19 protein-coding genes and 1 tRNA gene are annotated in these 18,783 nt (G+C 59.8%); 6 read left to right on the plus strand and 14 right to left on the minus strand.

The genetic code is table 11. The features are described from left to right. Positions 1–68: 68 nt before the first annotated feature. The 5 genes from F7R06_RS18570 (at position 69) to F7R06_RS18590 (ending at position 3,992) form a co-directional block, all read left to right on the plus strand. Positions 69–977 (plus strand): LysR family transcriptional regulator, encoded by a 909-nt coding sequence (locus tag F7R06_RS18570; protein WP_090317318.1) that lies wholly within the window; start codon positions 69–71, stop codon positions 975–977. 87 nt (positions 978–1,064) lie between these two features. Continuing rightward, positions 1,065–1,703: a LysE family translocator gene (locus F7R06_RS18575; protein ID WP_090317321.1), complete on the plus strand. Its 639-nt coding sequence runs from the start codon at positions 1,065–1,067 to the stop codon at positions 1,701–1,703. 90 nt (positions 1,704–1,793) lie between these two features. Next, positions 1,794–3,140: a sensor domain-containing protein gene (locus F7R06_RS18580; RefSeq protein ID WP_090317324.1), complete on the plus strand. Its 1,347-nt coding sequence runs from the start codon at positions 1,794–1,796 to the stop codon at positions 3,138–3,140. 117 nt (positions 3,141–3,257) lie between these two features. Further along, positions 3,258–3,416: a KGG domain-containing protein gene (locus tag F7R06_RS18585; RefSeq protein WP_090317327.1), complete on the plus strand. Its 159-nt coding sequence runs from the start codon at positions 3,258–3,260 to the stop codon at positions 3,414–3,416. Positions 3,417–3,488: 72 nt separating this feature from the next. Continuing rightward, positions 3,489–3,992: a DUF4142 domain-containing protein gene (locus tag F7R06_RS18590; protein ID WP_090317330.1), complete on the plus strand. Its 504-nt coding sequence runs from the start codon at positions 3,489–3,491 to the stop codon at positions 3,990–3,992. 42 nt (positions 3,993–4,034) lie between these two features. Here the strand turns inward: F7R06_RS18590 and F7R06_RS18595 are convergent, their stop codons facing one another. Then, a complete protein-coding gene (locus F7R06_RS18595; RefSeq protein ID WP_090317332.1) occupies positions 4,035–4,445 on the minus strand; it encodes a low affinity iron permease family protein in 411 nt (136 codons plus the stop codon). Between the two features lie 164 nt (positions 4,446–4,609). On the opposite strand from F7R06_RS18595, the gene tam reads away from it, so the two are divergent. Further along, positions 4,610–5,380: a trans-aconitate 2-methyltransferase gene (tam, locus tag F7R06_RS18600; RefSeq protein WP_090317335.1), complete on the plus strand. Its 771-nt coding sequence runs from the start codon at positions 4,610–4,612 to the stop codon at positions 5,378–5,380. Positions 5,381–5,679: 299 nt separating this feature from the next. Here the strand turns inward: tam and F7R06_RS18605 are convergent, their stop codons facing one another. The 13 genes from F7R06_RS18605 to uca form a co-directional block, all read right to left on the minus strand. Next, entirely contained in the window at positions 5,680–6,408 is a 729-nt protein-coding gene (locus tag F7R06_RS18605; RefSeq protein WP_090317338.1) for a class I SAM-dependent methyltransferase, read from the minus strand. 155 nt (positions 6,409–6,563) lie between these two features. Continuing rightward, a complete protein-coding gene (locus F7R06_RS18610; protein WP_090317341.1) occupies positions 6,564–6,833 on the minus strand; it encodes a short-chain dehydrogenase in 270 nt (89 codons plus the stop codon). Positions 6,834–7,386: 553 nt separating this feature from the next. Then, entirely contained in the window at positions 7,387–7,746 is a 360-nt protein-coding gene (locus F7R06_RS18615) for a helix-turn-helix domain-containing protein (RefSeq protein ID WP_034150106.1), read from the minus strand. Continuing rightward, the gene (locus F7R06_RS18620; protein WP_090317344.1) at positions 7,746–8,048 is read right to left on the minus strand and encodes a type II toxin-antitoxin system HigB family toxin; all 303 of its coding nucleotides are present in this window, start codon (positions 8,046–8,048) and stop codon (positions 7,746–7,748) included. The genes F7R06_RS18615 and F7R06_RS18620 overlap by 1 nt, the downstream gene beginning before the upstream one ends. A 142-nt stretch (positions 8,049–8,190) precedes the next feature. Continuing rightward, on the minus strand, positions 8,191–8,598 hold the full coding sequence (locus F7R06_RS18625) for a type II toxin-antitoxin system HicB family antitoxin (protein WP_090318374.1): 408 nt from the start codon (positions 8,596–8,598) through the stop codon (positions 8,191–8,193). Positions 8,599–8,635: 37 nt separating this feature from the next. Beyond that, positions 8,636–8,815 (minus strand): type II toxin-antitoxin system HicA family toxin, encoded by a 180-nt coding sequence (locus F7R06_RS18630; protein WP_090317347.1) that lies wholly within the window; start codon positions 8,813–8,815, stop codon positions 8,636–8,638. A gap of 295 nt (positions 8,816–9,110) precedes the next feature. After that, a tRNA-Gly gene (locus tag F7R06_RS18635) sits at positions 9,111–9,184 on the minus strand. Between the two features lie 167 nt (positions 9,185–9,351). Further along, positions 9,352–10,236 (minus strand): alpha/beta fold hydrolase, encoded by an 885-nt coding sequence (locus tag F7R06_RS18640; RefSeq protein WP_090317350.1) that lies wholly within the window; start codon positions 10,234–10,236, stop codon positions 9,352–9,354. Positions 10,237–10,546: 310 nt separating this feature from the next. Beyond that, a complete protein-coding gene (locus F7R06_RS18645; protein ID WP_090317353.1) occupies positions 10,547–11,239 on the minus strand; it encodes a pseudouridine synthase in 693 nt (230 codons plus the stop codon). Between the two features lie 33 nt (positions 11,240–11,272). Then, the gene (locus F7R06_RS18650) at positions 11,273–11,491 is read right to left on the minus strand and encodes a cysteine-rich CWC family protein (protein ID WP_090317356.1); all 219 of its coding nucleotides are present in this window, start codon (positions 11,489–11,491) and stop codon (positions 11,273–11,275) included. Positions 11,492–11,497: 6 nt separating this feature from the next. Then, positions 11,498–12,985, minus strand: a complete 1,488-nt coding sequence (locus F7R06_RS18655; RefSeq protein ID WP_090317359.1) for a sensor domain-containing diguanylate cyclase — start codon at positions 12,983–12,985, stop codon at positions 11,498–11,500. Between the two features lie 141 nt (positions 12,986–13,126). Next, on the minus strand, positions 13,127–14,905 hold the full coding sequence (atzF, locus tag F7R06_RS18660) for an allophanate hydrolase (protein WP_090317362.1): 1,779 nt from the start codon (positions 14,903–14,905) through the stop codon (positions 13,127–13,129). Positions 14,906–14,930: 25 nt separating this feature from the next. Continuing rightward, positions 14,931–18,575, minus strand: a complete 3,645-nt coding sequence (gene uca, locus F7R06_RS18665) for an urea carboxylase (protein ID WP_090317365.1) — start codon at positions 18,573–18,575, stop codon at positions 14,931–14,933. Positions 18,576–18,783: the final 208 nt, after the last annotated feature.

An 18,783-nucleotide genomic window follows, 5' to 3' on the forward strand; every position in this document is an offset into this window, starting at 1 on the left:
CCAGCAGGTTTTGCTGGACTCTAGAGTATTCGTCGCGCAGATTTAAATTCCGCTTTGCTATCCAGAACATGCATCAAATGAATGATCTGCGCCGTATCGATCTCAATCTACTGGTGATTCTCGACGCCTTGCTCAGCGAGCAACACGTCACCCGGGCGGCTGAACGTTTGCACCTGAGTCAGCCGGCCGTCAGCCATGCCCTGGCGCGTTTGCGCGACCTGCTGGGCGATCCGCTGTTGGTGCGGGCGGGCGCCAGTCTGGTGCCGACTTCGCGGGCGCTTGAACTTATGGCGCCGTTGGCCGAAGCCCTGGCCCAGGTGCAATCGCTGCTGGCGCCCAATGCCTTTGATCCGGCGACCACCCAGCGCACCTTTCGCCTGGCCATGTCCGATTATGGCGCCGCCATCGTTCTGCCCGGTCTGATCCGCAGCTTGCGCAGTGAAGCACCGGGCATCGATCTGCAAATCAGTCACGCCAGCCGCGAAGGCATGCTCGACGGGATACTCAACGGTGATATCGACATCGCCGTCGGCGTGTTCCCGGAAATGCCCAACGAACTACGCAGCACCCTGCTGTTCGAAGAGCACTACGTGTGCCTGGTGGATCGCGACAGTTTGCCGGCCGACGCCACCCTCGACCTGCCGGCCTACCTGGCGCGTCCCCACGTCTTGCTGGAAATGCGCGGCAGTGGCACGCCGGAAATCGAGCGCGCCCTGACGGCGCTGCATGAACGGCGTCGCGTGGCGGTCAGCCTGCCGCACTGGAATGTCGCCCCGCAGTTGATCAGTGGCACGGATTTGATTCTGACCGTCGCCTCCCGCGGCGTGCGCGACATCGACGAGGCGTCACTGATCGTCGTGCCTCCACCCTTTCATATTCCGTCGTTTACCTTTGTGTTGGCGTGGCACCAGCGGCGGGGCGGGGATCAGGCGTTGAACTGGCTGAAACAACGCATCGGCGAGGGGATAAAGCGCTGATGAAGTTCTTCGACGATCAGTCAATCAATGCCCAATGAGCTGATATAGACTGGCGCCCACTCACCAAACGGTTCAAAAGGATTTCCCATGACCCCGTCGCTGCTAATGGCCGTTCTCGCCTCGGGCTTTATTTACGGGATTACGCCAGGCCCCGGCGTGCTGGCCGTATTCGGCATAGGCGCGGCCCATGGAAGACGGGCCGGGGCGGGGTTTCTCTGCGGGCATTTGCTGGGGGACGTGGTCTGGTGCGGCACCGCGCTGGTGGCGATTGTCGGGGCGCGGGAAATCGGCAGTACCGCGTTCGATGTACTGGGTGTGCTCAGCGGGCTTTACCTGTTCTGGCTCGGGCTGCGGGCGGTGCGGGCGCGTCGCAGCAGTGCCCAGGCGCCACAAGGGCCGGCACGTCAGCCGTTCTGGCACGGCATCCTGTTTGGCCTGACCAATCCCAAGGCTTATCCGGTGGCGGTGGCGACATTCACCGCGCTGCTGTCCAGCCGTGCAGAACTGCTGCATTGGTCGATGTTGCCGTGGCTGATCCTGCTGAGTTTCGTCGGCGGCCTGATCGCCTACGCTATCCTCATCGGCATCGTCGGTGCGCGGCGGGTGCGCACCTTGTATCAGCGCCATGAATTGGCCATCACCCGGCTTTGCGGGGTAATGTTTATCGGTTTCGCCATCAACGCCCTGGTGCATGCACTGCCGGGGCTGGTGACGAACAAGGCTTGAAGCCCGGCGCAGGGATGCCTCGGTTACACAGGTTTCAACGGTCAGGGACGGTTCTTTATTGCTGCATTGTCAGGACATGCTTTCAGCACCATGACCACCAGAAATTCCGCGCCGTTGGCGAGCTACATCGACCTCTTGCTGGACGCCGTTTGCGCGGTCGACAAGCAAGGTCGCTTCGTATTTGTCAGTGCGGCCTGCGAGCGCATTTTCGGCTACAGCCCTGACGAGTTGATCGGACAACCGATGATTGAACTGGTGCACCCGGCCGATCGCCAGCGCACCCTCGACGCCGCCCAGGAAATCATGGGCGGTGAGCCCAAGCTCAATTTCGAGAACCGCTACCTGCGCAAGGATGGCCGGGTGGTGCACATTCTCTGGTCTGCACGCTGGTCGGAGGTCGATCAACTGCGCATCGCCGTCGCTCGTGACATTACCGAGCGCAAGCAAGCCGAGTCCCGGCAAGCCGCGCTGTATGCGATTTCCGAGGCGGCGCATGCAGCGGAAGATCTCTTGGCGCTGTTCAAGCGTATTCACCTGATCATTGGCGAATGGCTGCCTGCGCTGAATTTTTCCGTGGCGCTGTATGACGAACACTGTACCGAGCTGAGTTTCCCCTATCACGTTGATGTCCACGAACCCGAAACCGGGCAGCCCGGCACGATGACCGGGCGCCTGTGTGCCGAGGTGGTCCGCAGCGGCCAGCCGATCCTGCTGACCCCGGATCAGGACGATCGACCTGCGGGGTTCGAGAGGCAAGGGAGCGGACAGAATTCGCCGTGCTGGCTCGGCGTGCCGCTGAACTCGCAAAACGGCACCATCGGTGCACTGATCGTCAAAAGCATGCCGGGTAGTGAGCGCTATACCGAGCAGGACAAGGAGTTGTTGCAGTACGTCTGCGCGCAGGTCGCGACCGCGATCGAACGCAAGCAACTGCACGCGCGCCTGCAACGCATGGCCCAGTACGACCAACTGACCCAACTGCCCAATCGCGAATTGCTGCGCGACCGGCTCAAGGTTGCACTGGAAGCGGCGCGTGAGGATCGCGGGCGCATGGCGTTGCTGTATGTCGATCTTGACCGCTTCAAGGAGGTCAACGACACCCACGGGCATGCGGTTGGTGACATGTTGCTGCAAACCGTGGCCAATCGCCTTAAAGGCTGCGTGCGTGAAACCGACACGGTGGCGCGCATTGGCGGCGATGAGTTTGTGGTGTTGTTGCACAGTATTCACGCCTCGGGAGATGCCGATTGCGTCGCTGTGAAAATCCGTCAGGTCCTGGCTCAACCCCTGCGCCTGGACGGCCACAGTCTCAACATTCAACCCAGCATTGGCGTTGCCCAATACCCCGAACACGGCACGGAAGAAAAACAGCTGTTCAGGCACGCCGATGAAGCGATGTACACCGCCAAGCGCGAGCATCACCTGCGGCTGGTCTGATTCGCGTGCACCGTTCGTCGTGGCATCCACATTTTTTTCTAAACCTTTTGCATCGCGCTAATTCAGATTCTATGCGGGCGTCAGCTCGCCGCGATCATCACCAAGAGGTAGAGAATCATGCCTAACTCAAGAAACTCGAACTCGGGAAGTTTCGCCAACGATCGAACCAAGGCGTCTGAAGCCGGTCGCAAGGGTGGGAAAACCACCACCACGACCGTCGATAAAGAGCCAGCGAAACCCGACATGGGCCGCAAACCCGGACAAAAATCCAAGTAGTGGATGAAGGTGGTTTTGATTGAGAAGCGGGGGCGAAAGCTCCCGTTTGAATTTACTGAGGAGGGCGCGACCATGAAGTGGATGGCCACCCGAATACGCAACACCGGTTTCGCCACGTTACTGGGCCTGTGTGCCAGCACGGCCTTTGCCCAGTCCCCCGCCGAATTCATCAACGATGCATCGGCCCAGGGCATGGCCGATATCGAAGCCAGTCGCCTGGCACACCAGAAGTCCGAATCCAAAGCGGTCAAGGACTACACCATCGTCGTGATCAACGACCGCACCACCGCCAACCAGCACCTGGCGAAAATTGCCAAACAGCTGAATCTGCCGGTGGCCCCGCGTGAACAAGTGGTCGACAAAGCCAAGGCCTTGATGCCGCAAGTCATGGAAGGCGCGAACTTCGATGAGGCCTATGCGGCCAGTCAGGTGCAGTCGACCGAAGAAGCCATCGCGCAGCTTCAGCAGGAAGCGCAAACCACGGATGTGCCTGAGATCAAGGCGTTCGCTGAAGAGACGTTGCCCAAGCTGCAAAATCACCTGCAGATGGCCAGGGCGTTGCAAGCCAGTCGTTAGGATAATCACGCGGGCGGCTGGTTGCCGCCCGCGCAGTGACCTTCAGCACTTGTTCAAATCCTGTTTGTTGTTCTCTTCGACGACCGTGCCATCAAGGGAAATCGTTTCGCCTTCGCCAAGTTGCCGATACCGCTTTCTCAGTGCTTCCAGCTCCTTGAGATCCAGTGCTTCGAGACCCAGCATCGCGTTCTGTGCCTCTTTCGTTACTCGCAACAGTTCATCGACTTTCAAATGCAGAATGTCCGTATCGCGGTTTTGCGTGTTCTGGATCAGGAACACCATCAGGAAGGTGATGATGGTGGTCGAGGTGTTGATGATCAGTTGCCAGGTATCGTTGAAATGGAAGATCGGCCCGCTCAGCCCCCACAGGAAAATCAGAATGATCGCCCCCAGGAAGGTCCTGGGGCTACCGGCCCACAGGGCAAGTTTCTGTGCGATTTTTGCGAATTTCATGGCCGTGTTCCTCATCTGAGAGCGCTTGAATTTCAGACAGTCAGGGCGGGATGAAAATTCGATGGGCGTGGCGGTGCGCCTCAAAGGGCATTTTCTGAAACCTTTGGGCGTGCCTGTCGCGGTATCGTAGCGGTCCGAGGACAACGCACCGACAGGAGAACGCAATGAGTTGGTCCGCCAAACAGTACGTCGCTTTTGAAGATGAACGCACCCGTCCCGCCCGTGATCTGCTGGCGGCCATTCCCGCCGGTGATGTGCGCTCGGCGATCGATATCGGATGTGGTCCCGGCAACTCGACCGAGTTGCTGGTGGAACGCTTTGCCAACGCCACGGTGCGCGGGCTGGACAGTTCAACCGACATGATCGAGGCCGCCCGCAAGCGATTGCCGCAGGTGCAGTTCGATATCGCGGACATTGACCGCTGGAACGAAACCGGCCCATTCGATGTGATTTTCGCCAATGCGGTGTTGCAGTGGCTGCCGGATCACGCCACGTTGCTGCCTTCGCTGGTGAACAAACTTGCACCTGGTGGCAGCCTGGCGATCCAGATGCCGGACAATCTCAATGAACCCTCCCATCGCTTGATGCGTGAAGTAGCGGCTGACGGGCCCTGGGCCGCCAAACTGTCTGGCGCTGCCGGGCAACGCACGCAGATGGACGATGCCAGCGGCTACTACTCCATGCTCAAACCACACTGCACTCGGGTCGATGTGTGGCGTACCACTTACCATCATCCACTCGCAGGCGGTGCGTCGGGCGTGGTCGAGTGGTTCAAGGGCAGCGGTTTGCGGCCGTTCCTTGAGCCACTGGATGAGGCCGAACGTGCTGAATACCTGAAGCAGTATCACGCCGCCATCGAACAGGCTTATCCGGCGCAGGCCGATGGTTCGGTGCTGTTGCCGTTTCCGCGGTTGTTTCTGGTGGCGACGCGCTGATGTGAAAAAAGGGACAAATGACCTTGAGCGTCATCTGTCCCTTTTCTTGCCCGTCCGAATCATTGCTGCGGCTTGTTCTTTTTCGAGCGACGGGCGCTCAGGTATTCAAATGCAAACGAGGCAAAGCCGAACAACCCGATCAATGAAATGATCATGATCCCCAACTCTGAATTGGCCATGTTGATCTCTTGGCGAAAGGTGAGCCTGGAGCATAAGGCATCTGCCATCGGGCTCAACGCAGCGCTATTGCTTCTTTACGGGCGTGCGTGGATCTATACGCAAACAATACGAGTGCCCGTTCAGCGTTGAACACCAACCAGCAACATCATCGGCCGTTCGCGTTCTTCGGCCAGCGCGGGTTGCGCTGCCACCTCGGCATCCGTGGGGCCCCATTCGTTGATGTGCTGGATGCTGAAGCCCGCGGCGATCAGCGCGTTAAGCAAAGTACCAAGGGTGCGATGTTGCTTGATCACACCCTCGGCCAGCCAATTGGTCACGCGCTCGCCTTCCCTCTGATAGCCATCCACCGGCCAGCTCTTGCGGCCCTCGGCATCGGTGATCCAGCCCGGATTACGCGGCGCCATGAAGATCGGATGCTCGATGGAGAACACGAAACGCGAGCCGGGCTTGAGGGCCGCGTGGACAGTCGCGAACAACCCCGGCAGGTCCTTGATGTAGTGCAGGGCCAGAGAACTGTAGGCCAGGTCGAAACGGGCGACCGGCAGGTCAAGGTGTTCCAGGTCGGCGCGTTCGTAACGGATGTTGGACACCGACGTGGTCTTGCGCGCATGCTCCAGCATTTTCTCCGACACATCCAGGCCCAGCACCTTGTCGGCGCCTTGCTCGCTCGCCCAGCGGCAGAACCAGCCATAACCGCAACCGAGGTCGACCACGTTCAGGCCCTGCATCGGCGGCAGCATCGATTTCAAGGCAGGCCATTCCGGCGCGGCGTCGAGACCACTGATCGAGCGGGCCATCTGGCTGTAGCCTTGGAAGAAACCGGGGTCGTCGTAGATGTTTTGAGTCATGGTGGGGATGCTCTTTTTGAGGTCGTTCGACAGGCATTTGAACGCCGAAAGACTTGTGGGAGCGAGCCTGCTCGCGATGACGGTTGCACGTTCAACGACTGAGTAGCCTACCCGTCCGTCCGCTATCGCGACCAAGCCCGTTCCTACAGGTTAGGTCAGGACGATTCTCCATCCATGCGCCGAGCGATGACATCCAGTACGTCGCAACCATCACGCAAAGGTATGCAGCACAACAATGCGAAGTCGCTGAGGATGACCGAGTCACTGGTGATATCTCCCCGCATCGCGAAGTTTTCGAGGATCTGCGTCACAGCGCCAATTCTGTAGCGGGCGGTGGTGAGCAGTGAGTGCAGGGGTTGGGTGGTGTTGACGTAGAGGGAGGGGAGGTCGTCGGCGTTGCTGGTTAAAGCCATAAATTCTTTCATGCGTAAAGGTTCCACTTAGTTGAGGTTTACCAGCCGATCGTCGCCAAACGAAAGGGTGGCAACTGTACGCAGGTTGGCGAACCGGAGTGGAAGCCGGCAGATCCGAAGATCTCCCGCGTACAGTCGCCAAAAAACGACAACTCTACAGATGCGAAAACGCCTGCAAGCAAGCCAGTGCGCTTTTGCATTCCACTTCAGGTCGCCAAACCCGATACGCCATTTTGGGCGCGCTCGGACTATAGGCCTCGTGGCAAAAGCACAGCAACGCGCAAGTGTACGGATATTTCCGAGTGTCGTGTAGGACGTTGCTTTTTTTGATAATTCGCCTTGGTCATGGTTTTTAAAACTTGGATGTGCGTCCACTTTGGCGGGTGTTTCTCTAATCTCCACCCATAAAAAAACCGGTCACTTGGACTAATGCCAGTCAGTTAAGGACGAACACTGTACCTGTGGCGAGCAAGCTCGCTCGCCACAGGTTACTGATTGCTCGCTCTATCTCTTAACTGATCGGCATTAGCCACTTGGACTGGCTTTTAAGTCTCTGCATCTCCTGTCAGGCAACACCCGCAAGCAAACTTTCATAAGGGATGCGTAGCCCATCGTGCAGGCGCTTGATCATCGACAGACTCAATTTACGCTTGCGATTGAGCACTTCGGACACACGTCCGCTCGTACCGATGAAAGGTTCCAGATCACGAGGCGTCAGGCCTTGTTGGTCCATGCGGAACTTGATTGCCTCAATCGGATCGGAGGGCGGCATGGGATAATGCTCGTCTTCGTACTTTTCAATGAGCAGCGCAAGAATTTCCAGCTCATCGCCTTCCGGAGAGCCGACTTCCGAGCCCCACAACTGCTCAACGCGAGCAAATGCAGCGGTCAGGTCTTCTTGGCTGCGAATAGGTTTAATGTCCATCATACGGTCTCCGCGTTGATCTGATCGTACTGGGCGTGGGTGCCAACGAATCGTATGAAACCGAGTTGGCGCTGATAATCAATTGCCATGATCACTCGGTACTTATTGCCACCAATGTTAAATACAACCCTACCACCCTTGAGAATGCTGACCGTTCTGAGCTCCGCTTTGACCTCTTGCGGCGTGCGATAAATCGCCTTTTCCATATGTCGATACCATTCGACAAGCGGTATTTCGGAGTCTGAGTAAGCTGAGCTGCTTTCCCAGAATTCCCGCAAAGTCCCTTTTGCAATCACTCGCACCTACATTCTCCTCCCGTTTTGGGAGATATTAGTCGTCACTCTAAAGAGACGCAATCGCCAGTAGTTGTCCGCATGTCAATCACCCATTCGCACGCATAAAAAACCGGCCGCGAGGGCCGGTCGAAATCTCTGAAAAAAACCATCAACTCTGCTGTAACACCTTGAGCGCCGCTGACGCCAGAAAGCCCGAACGGCTCTTCTCTTCCGGATGGTGCAGTACGTACTCATCGATTCGGTTGAGCAGGTAGCCAGGCAATGTGATGTTCAGTTTCTGGGCCTTGCCCAGGTATTTGGTAACGTCGATGTCCACCAATGCCCACGTACAGCCCGCATATTTCGGATTGGCTGCGTGCAGAGTGACTTTGTTGGCAGGCGGAATGGGTGAACCGTCCTCGGCCAGAATCTCAAAATGGCCTTCAATGGCTTCCCGGGCCATGGCCATTGCGTCATCCAGATCGTCCCCGGCGGAAAAGCATCCCGGAATGTCAGGGACTTCCACGCCCCAGGCGTGCTCGTCGTCGCCCATTGATATCGCAATTGGGTACAGCATGTTCATTGTCCTCCGAGGACTCAGCGCGTCGGGCTCGTTAAAGCAGCGCCTGTTGCAAAATACTGATGGCCGTTTTCTTCAGCAGATCTTTTTTCGGATGAGGGACCGTCACCAAGCCCGGCTTGGTCGGATGCTTGAAGTGATGATGGCTGCCTCTGATACGTACCAGATACCAACCGTCCGCCATGATTTGGCTTATCAAAAATCGGCTGTTCACATCACCTCCGTGTGGTGTGCTTGTGGTTACTATACCTACTGAACTTGTGTAATCAACACTATACCTACCAAATCTTCCTGGCTTGGTGGAATGGCGATAGAAATCGAGTCTAGGAGGGAGCTGCGGCAACGGCTTTGGGTCAGTCTGAATTTATGTGGTCTGTGGTATTGCGAGGTTTTTTCGTGAGCAACGTCGCCCGAATTCCAGGCATAAAAAAACCGGTCACGAAGGACCGGTTTTTTCTGTCTCAACATCCCCCGTCAAAACCTTCTTAACGTGAGACCCAAATTTGATGTGGAGCGGGTGAAGGGAATCGAACCCTCGTTATCAGCTTGGGAAGCTGGAGTAATGCCATTATACGACACCCGCTCAGAGCGGTGACTTTGTACCAGATACGGCTGGGGATTTGAAGTTTTTCTTTGCGTGGGGCGGGTTTAACGCAGACAGACCCTGTGGCGGTCTATCGCGGGCAAGCCTCGCACGTGCAGGAATGCAATTAACGCTGCGGGGCGAAGCTTGCTCGCGATGACTCTGTTTCAGATTGCCAATGCATGGTGGTCCTGGACGTAGTGGTAACGCGGTCGGCTTTCGTGCTGTGCCGGTTTCAGGAACCCAAGCAGTGCGTTGCGGCTGTCCCGGCAGGCGGCTTTGTGCTCCATGTCGAGAAAGTGGCCGGTGGCTTCCAGCGTCGTGAAGGTGGCGTGTTGCACGTGGTCGGCGAATAACCGGGCGCCTTCGGCGGCAGTGTATTCGTCCCATTCGCCATTCATGAACAGCACCGGCACGTTGATTTTCTGCGCGGCCTTGAAGAAGCACTGGCGATCACTGTGCAGCAGGTCGCTGATGTGGAAATGCATCTGCCCATATTCGTGATCGGCCAGGCTGCTCACGTGCCGGTAGTTGAAGCGCTTGAACAGCGTCGGCAAGTGTTTGCCGATGGTGCTGTTCACCAGGTTGCCGACCCGGTCGCCGTCGCGGCAGCCGAGGTAATCCACACCGCGCTCGAGGTAATCGAGCATGTGCGCGTTGATCTCCGGCGAGAACGAGCTGATCACCGCTTTTTCGATGCGCCGAGGCTGGTGGGCGAGTGCGACCAGTGTCGCGGCGCCCCCCCAGGAAAACGACAGCACGTGTTCGGCGGCGAAGTGGTCGATCAGCTCCAGGAGGATCTGCCCTTCGACTTCCTTGGTCAGCAATTTCTCATGCAGGTTGTGGGCTTTTGACTTGCCCGCGTAGGGCTGGTCGTAGCAGACCACATTGAACTGCGGGTGGAGGTTTTTCACGGTTTGTGCAAACGACGCAGTCGTGGCCATCGAGCCGTTGACCAGAATAATGGTCTTCTCTGCGGCGTCTGCGCGATAGAACTCCGTGTAAACCCGATACTGACCCTGTATATCCAGCACAGCGATTTCTGGCCTCATGTCATAAGACTCCTGGCAAGCGGGTATGCGCGCAAAAGAGATTGCACGAGCTTTGTGACAGGTAGGCATACGCCTGGAATTTGAGAGGCCCATGTCGATCCGTTACGGCAGGTCGACGGGTATTATTATTGGCGGGCAGTTTGCCGGGGAGGCGGAACCTGAAGGTTCTCTACCGGCAAAAAGTTTCTTAGAAGTATGTTGTGACTCGTCAGTCACATTTCGGCTGACGACCTGATTCAAGCAGGGGAGACGCGATCACGCAAGTGCCGTTGGTAAATTGTTCGACAACTTCTGCTCAGCGGTAGGCGGCTTAGATCCTTTCGAACTCATCAACGCTCAGCGGGCGGTATTCGCCCGGTTTCAGCGCCTCATCAAGCACCAGAGGGCCCATGCGTTCGCGATGCAGGCGCAGGACTTTGTTGTCGAAGTGACCGAACATGCGCTTGACCTGGTGATAACGGCCTTCGACGATGCTCAGTCGCGCCGATTTTGGCCCCAGCAGCTCCAGTCCGGCGGGTTGGGTGGTGAGGTCTTCGAAGGCGAAGTACAGGCCTTCGCTGAATTTGAGCGCGTACTCGGGGCCGATTTCCTGTTCGGTTTCGACGTAATAGACCTTTGGCAGTTTGGTCTGCGGTTGAGTCAGGCGCCGCGACCAACTGCCATCGTTGGTGATGAGCATCAGGCCGGTGGTATTGAAGTCCAGCCGACCGGCGATGTGCAGTTCGTCCTTGTCCGGCTCGTGGATCAGGTCGAGCACCGTCGGGTGCTGCGGGTCACGGGTGGCGCTGACGCAACCGGCGGGTTTGTGCAGCATGAAGTGGCGAAGCGGCTTGCCGGCCTGCAGCACGTGCTCGTCGACCTCGACGCGGCTGAACTCACGGACTTCGGCATGCGGGTCGCTGGTGATTTTTCCGTCAATCCGAACGCGCTTTTCTACCAGCAACAGGCGCACCTGCTTACGGTTGAAGCAGGGTAGGTTGCTGAGGAAGCGGTCGACGCGCATGGCTAAGGATCGGCGAAAAAGGGGCCGCGCATCTTACTCGATTGGCCGGGGCGCTGCTTGCAACTGCGCCTCGACGGCGGCGCAACGCGGGCACAGACACGACGCGTTGCGCAGTTCGGGCGGCAATGCTTCGAGTACCGCCGGATCGATGCTGACGCCGTAGCACCAACACGCGCGGTCAGCGGTTCGCGGGTCCGCCAGGGTGCAGTCATTGGGCGCACCGCAGGCCGGGCAGAGGTCTGGCTGATTCATGAGTTGTCAGGCATAGGCTGATTGAGGTATTTCCACGCAGGTACGATTGCGGCCGGATTGTTTGGCCCGATACATCGCATGATCGGCCCGCGACAGCAGGGTGTGCAAGGTGTCGTCGTCCTGCAGGGTGGTCAGGCCGATGCTGACCGTCAGGTGCAGGCTACTGCCGTTGTAGGCATAGCGCTGCTGTGCCACATGCTGGCGGATTTTTTCGGCGATCATCAGGCCGGTCTCACCGTCGGTGTCCTTGAGCAGCACGATGAATTCTTCACCGCCCCAGCGGCAGACAATGTCGGAGTGGCGCAGGCAGCTCTCCAGGTCCCGGGCGAAGCCGATCAGCACCTTGTCGCCGGCCAGGTGGCCGTAGGTGTCGTTCAACGCCTTGAAGTGGTCCAGGTCCAGCAGCAGCGCGCTCAGCGGCTTGGGTTCGCGCTGGGCTTCGTGCATCGCTTGTGCGGCGAGCAGGTCGAAGCCGCGGCGGTTGGGCAATTCGGTCAGGCTGTCGAGGGTGGCCTGGGCCTGGATCTTGTCCTGATAACGTTTGATCACACGGTTGAGCAGTGCGAGCACGGTCAGCGTGACGATCAGGCAGATCAGCAGGTTGAGGTACAACGAGCGACGGATGTCACTGAGGTCGCCGTCTTCGAGTTTGTCGACGAACAAATACCAGTTCAGCTCCGGAATGAACCGCACATTGAGGAAATGCCCCTGGCCCTGACCGGAATATTCGTAGCTGCCGCTGTGGGGTTTGGGCAACTGACTGACGAGGTTTTTCATGCTGGCGATTTCGCTCAGCGGTTGGCCGACCCGGGCGCCTTGCGGGCCACCCTCGGCACCGGTCAGTACCAGGCGTCCGAAAGTGTCGACGAAATACACGCTGCGCTGGTAGTGCTGCTGGTACTTGTCGATCAGCTTGATCACCGCATCGACGGTCAGGCCGACACCGGCGGCACCGATGAAGCGGTTGTTGTAGTCGTAGACCTTGTAGTTGATGAAAACGGTCAGGTTGTCTTTGTTGGCCAGGTCCGGATCGACATTGATCTCGTAGGGATCCTTCATGTCACGCACCCGGAAGTACCAGGCATCGCGGGGTTCGGTGGCCTTGACCTGCTTCAATACGCCCTTGGCGTGGTAGTAGGTCAGACTGGTGTCGGAGACGAAAAACGCCGTGTAGGCGCCGTAATGGGTCATGACTTCGTCGAGGTAACGGGTCATCTGGTCGGGGTCGCGTTCGCCGTTGACCACCCAGTCGCGCATAAAGGTATCGCGGGACATCATCGAGGAAATCAGGATCGGTCGGACCAGGTCTTTCTGGATTTCCGAGTAGACCGTGTCCGACGTCAGCGGCAATTCGGTGTTGACGATGTTGTCGCGGATCGACGTTCGCGAAGCGTAATAACTGAGAAAGGAAGTGGCCAGGAAGCCTGCGCCCAGCAACGCAATCAGTGTGAGAATCAACGAGCGTTGAGAATACAGCGGCGAGCGGGGCGACATGACAATTCCGTTGGCAGTGGTCCGATGGCAAGCATTCTAATGGCACGGCGGGGAAATAACTGCTCCATGTGTGCCACGAATGGTCGTCAATCCTGCCCGGACCTTGCATGAGCGAGCCAGCTCGCTCCTGCAGGTTCACTGTCAAACGAGGCTTTTCAGATAGGCCCGCCACCCGCCGAAATAACTGATGTCCACTGCACCCTCCAACCCGTACGCCTCGCAGATAAAGCCGCTCTCCCAGCGACCGTCCGCCAGTTGCACCTTGCCCAGGCCCAGCGGTGCCGGAATGCCGGTCAGGAACGAGCCCAATTCACTGCTCGGCAATTCCCACACCTCCACGGCAATCGCCACGCCGCCTTCCTTCACCCGAACCATGCCCGGACGAAACGGCGGGCCGCCGGCCAGGGCGTGCAGTTGATAGTCAGGCGAACTCTGGGTGGTTTCGACCAGCCGAGCCCCACGACGCTTCAGTTGCCAGTTCAGTGCCAGGCCATCGAGGTGCGCGCCGCAGACCACCAGCCGCGCGCGGTCGTGGCGTGCCGCTGTCGTCGGTGCCGGCGCGGTTGTACCTTGCTGGCGCTGCAAGCCAGCCGCCACGCTCAACAGGTATTGATCGGTGAACGCCCGCCCGAACAGCGTCACGCCCCACGGCAGGCCATTGCCCATGAAACCGCTGGGCACTGCGACGGCGGCGTAATCGAGCAGGTTCATGAAGTTGGTGTAGTAACCGAGTTCCGAATTGCGCAGCACCGGTTCGGCTTCAAGCTCTGCCAGCGTGACGGGGCGGCCGATGGTAGGTGTGAGCACGCAATCAAGACCCTCCAGTGCCTTGTCACACAGGGCTTTGAGCGCTTGCAACCGATACTGGGCGCGGAAGGTTTGCACCCCGCTGACCGCCGGGGCCTTGGCCAACACAGCGCGGATCACCGGCAGCACGGCCTCGGGATTCTGCTCCATCAGTTCGCCGGCCACGCTGTAGCGCTCGGCCACCCACGGGCCTTCGTACAGTAGACGCGCGGCTTCGAGGAACGGCGACAGATCCAGTTCCACGGCTTCACCGCCCAGGGCCTTGAGTTGCTCGACGGCCTTGGCGAACAACAGCGGGCCTTCAGTGCAGCCGAAGAATTCCAGGTCCTGGGATCGCGGCACGCCGAAACGAAATGGACGCAGTGCGCCGAAGGCCGAGCCGTCATTCCACAACGGGTTGCTGCGGCTGTACTCGTCCCGTGGGTCGAGGTGCGCAGTGAGCGCCAGCAGCTGACTGGCTTCGCGCGCGGTGGCGGTGAAGGTGGTCACGCAATCGAGGGTGCGACAGGCCGGCACTACCCCGGCGGTGGAGATCAGCCCCTTGGTCGCTTTGAGCCCCACCAGATTGTTCAGTGCTGCCGGCACGCGCCCCGATCCCGCGGTGTCGGTGCCCAGAGCAAAACTCGTCACACCGAGGGCCACGGCCAGCGACGAACCGGCGCTGGAGCCGCCCGATGGATACTCCGGCAACACGCTGTTCGGGCACGCGCCATAGGGCGAGCGACTGCCATTGAGGCCGGTGGCGAATTGGTCAAGGTTGGTCTTGCCCAGTGGCACCGCGCCCAGCGCCAGCAGTTGCTCGACGATGGTCGCCGAGCGCTGCGGCACATAAGCGAAAGCCGGGCAGGCCGCCGTGGTCGCAATGCCCGCCAGATCGATGTTGTCCTTGATCGCGAACGGCACGCCGTACAGCGGCAGGCTGTCGATATCGCGACCGTCGAGGGCGGCGAGGTAAGGTTCCAGTTCTTCGACACTGAGCAAGTGAATGAACAGGTGATAGTCCGGGTTCAGCGCCGCGGCTTTGTCTCGCAGGCTCAGCAACAATTGCCGGGGCGTGGTGCTGCCGTCGCGGTAAGCGTTGCGCAGGGCGTCGAGTTGCAGATCGATGTTCATGACGTTCGTCCTTTTCCAAATGGGTTCAGTCGAGTTCCAGCACCACGACGCGTTGTCCGGCACGCACCGCCGAACCCGGCTGCACGCGAATCTCCCGCACCACGCCGGCCATGGGCGCGAGCAGCGGGATTTCCATCTTCATCGACTCCAGAATCACCAGCACGTCACCGGCCTCGACCCGCGTGCCGGTTTCCACCTGGACCTGCCAGAGGTTGCCGGCGATGTGGCTGTCGACGCTCTGCTGACCGCTGGCCAGCGGTGCGTCTTCGGTCGTTTCCGCGACCAGGTCCTCACTGTCGAAATGCGCCTGGCCGCTGGCGATCCAGCGTTCGCGCTCGGCGTTGAAAGCGCCCTGTTGCTGGCTGCGAAACGCCTCGATGGTCTCGGCTTCCCGGGCCAGAAACGCCTGGTAGTCGGCGAGGTTCAACTGACTGTGCTCGATGTTCAGGTCGAAACGCCCGAGGGGGAAATCCCGACGGATGCGCAGCAGTTCATCGGCGCTCACCGGGTAGAAACGGATCTGGTCGAAGAACCGCAGCAACCACGGTTTGCCATCGAACGCGGCGACTTCGCGGTAGCGATTCCACATCTGCAACGTGCGCCCGACGAACTGATAGCCGCCGGGGCCTTCCATGCCGTACACGCACATGTAGGCGCCACCGATGCCCACCGAGTTCTCGGCGGTCCAGGTACGGGCCGGGTTGTACTTGGTGGTCACCAGGCGATGGCGCGGATCGAGCGGGGTGGCGACTGGTGCGCCGAGGTACACATCGCCCAGGCCCATCACCAGATAGCTGGCGTCGAACACCGTGCGCTGCACTTCATCGAGGTTCGGCAGGTCGTTGATGCGCCGGATGAACTCCAGATTGCTCGGGCACCAGGGGGCGTCCTTGCGCACGGTGGTCATGTATTTCTCGATCGCCAACTGGCACGCTGGGTCGTCCCAGGACAGGGGCAAGTGGACGATGCGCGACGGCACTTGCAAGTCTTTGGCCGCGCACACGGCGTCCCATTCGCCGGCGACGATGCCCAGCAGATCGGCCAGCGGCAGTTGCTCGGGCTGGTAGTGCACTTGCAGCGAGCGGATACCCGGTGTCAGGTCGATCACGCCTTGCAGCTGTTTGCTTTCCAGCGCCTGCATGAGGGCGTGGGCGCGGAAGCGCAGGACGAGGTCTAGTTCGGCGGCGCCGATTTCCAGCAGCAGGTGAGTATCACCGGATAGGCGCGCCACCAACCGCGTATCGTCCTGCCCAATGTCCAAAACCACAGGCGACACAACCCCCTGTGGGAGCGAGCCTGCTCGCGATGACGGCATGTCATTCAGGATTGATCTGTCTGATACACCGCTATCGCGAGCAAGCTCGCTCCCACATTGATCCCATTTCAACACGAGGTGGCGGGCGGTTTTGATATCGACCGGCACAAACTGCACCTTGTCCCCGGCCTTGAGCTGCCCCAGCTGCCACAGATCCGCCTCGATCACCGTCACCGGGCACACAAAACCACCAAGGCTCGGGCCATCGGGGCCGAGGATCACCGGCATGTCTCCGGTGAAATCCACGGCGCCGATGGCATACGGATTGTCATGGATGTTCGAGGGATGCAGGCCGGCTTCACCGCCATCCGCACGCACCCACTCGGGTTTGGGCCCGATCAGGCGAACGCCGGTTCGGCTGGAGTTGAAATGCACTTCCCACTGCGTTGCGAAGAAGGTGCCGATGTAGTGTTCGGTGAAGTATTCCGGGGCGCCATGGGGACCGTAGATCACGCGGATCTGCCGCACGACAGGCATCTCGGTGACCTGATGTTCAGGCAGTTGCGCGCCGACACTGCGGTCATTCAACGCCGGTACATGCAACACATCACCCGCCCGCAAGGCACGACCGCCATGACCGCCAAACTGGCCGAGGGTGAAGGTGCTTTTGCTGCCCAGGTAATCCGGAACCTGCAAGCCGCCACGCAGGCATAGATAGCTGCGTGCGCCGGTGCCGGCGATAGTGCCCAGACTCAAGGCAGCGCCGGCCGGCACCAGCAGCGCCGTGTTCATCGGTACCGATTCACCGTTCAGCGTCAGCGGAATCACCGCCCCGGTCACCGCGACCACCGCGTCGCAATTGAAGCGCAGCAACGGCCCGCTCATGGTGATCTCCAGCGCTGCCGCCCCCTCATCGTTACCGAGCAGGCGGTTGCCCAGGCGCAGCGCGCGACTGTCCATCGGCCCCGATGGCGGTACGCCCACTGCCCAATAGCCGAGGCGCCCCGGGTAGTCTTGAATGCTGGTCTGGGTGCCGGCACTCAACACTTCGAAGGTGTTGGCCTGATACACCAGGCCTTCCAGGCAGCGGGTCCACGGTTGGCCGCTGGCGAATGGCGCATCGAGCAGAATCTGCCGCAGGTAATCGCGGTTGGTTTCCACACCGTAGAGCAGGCTGTCGCCCAAGGCTTGATGCAGATCGGCGCGGGCCTGTTCGCGTGTCGGTGCCCAACTGATGACCTTGGCGATCATCGGATCAAAGTACGGCGGGATCTCGCAACCGGCCTCGACCCAGGTGTCGATGCGCAGTTGTACACCGTTGGCGACGGGAAAATTCACCGCCGTCAGCAAGCCTGGACTGGGTTGAAAATCCCGGCCCGGATCTTCCGCATACAAGCGCGCCTGAATCGCATGACCTTCCGGCTGCAATCCCTGACACAAAGCTTGCAGCGGCGGCAAATCACCGGCCGCCAGTTGCACCATCCAGCGCACCAGATCCACACCCCACACCTGCTCGGTAACGCCGTGCTCCACCTGCAGACGGGTGTTCACTTCAAGGAAATAGAAGCGCTGGGCATCGCTGTCGAACACGAACTCGACGGTGCCGGCGCTGCGGTAATTCACCGCTTTGGCCAGTTTGATTGCCGCTGCGCAGAGCTCATCGGCCATGCCGTCGGGCAGGTTCGGCGCCGGGGTTTCTTCGAGGACTTTCTGGTTGCGCCGCTGTACCGAGCAGTCGCGCACACCGAGGGCGATGACCTCGCCACGGCCATCGCCGAACACCTGCACTTCCAGGTGCCGGGCGCGCTGGATGTACTTCTCGATGAACACGCCAGCGTCACTGAAGTTGTTCTGCCCGAGGCGCTTCACGGCCTCGAAGGATTCGCTCAACTCGGCCGCGCTGCGGCACACGCGCATGCCGATGCCACCACCGCCGGCGGTGCTTTTGAGCATGACCGGATAGCCGACGTGCTCGCCAGCGACCAGTGCCGCGTCGAGGCTGTCGAGCAACTCGGTGCCTTCAAGCATCGGCACGCCGTGCTGCTTGGCCAGGGCGCGGGCGGTGTGCTTGAGACCGAATACGCGCAGTTGTTCTGGCGTCGGGCCGATAAACGCTATGCCGGCGGTTTCGCAGGCTTCGGCGAACGCGGCGTTTTCCGACAGAAACCCATAGCCGGGATGAATCGCCGTGGCGCCAGTGGCGTGGGCGATGGCGAGGATTTTTTCCACCGCCAGGTAGGTGCCGGCCGCGGCGCCTTCACCGAGGCTGTGGGCTTCATCGGCCTGCAGGATGTGCAGGCTCGCGGCATCGGCTTCGGAGTAAACGGCAACGCCCTGGACTTGCAGGTCGCGCAGGGTACGCAGGATGCGGCAGGCAATGGCGCCACGGTTGGCAATCAGGACTTTTTCGAACATGGCATAGCCCCTGAAGGGGATGCGGGCCGTCCCGCAGTTTTTCGATGAGCGCCGGGGTCGTCCCCGACGGAAAAATCTTTTTTCTTCAACGCTGACCCCTGTAGGAGCGAGCATGCTCGCGATGGACGTGAACGATTACGCGTAGCACCAGATGCCCAGCGGTGGCTTCTGGTTTTTCGCGAGCAGGCTCGCTCCTACAGTGGCTGGT

Origin of the sequence: Pseudomonas moorei (assembly GCF_008801475.1) — a bacterium.
GTDB lineage: Bacteria > Pseudomonadota > Gammaproteobacteria > Pseudomonadales > Pseudomonadaceae > Aquipseudomonas > Aquipseudomonas moorei.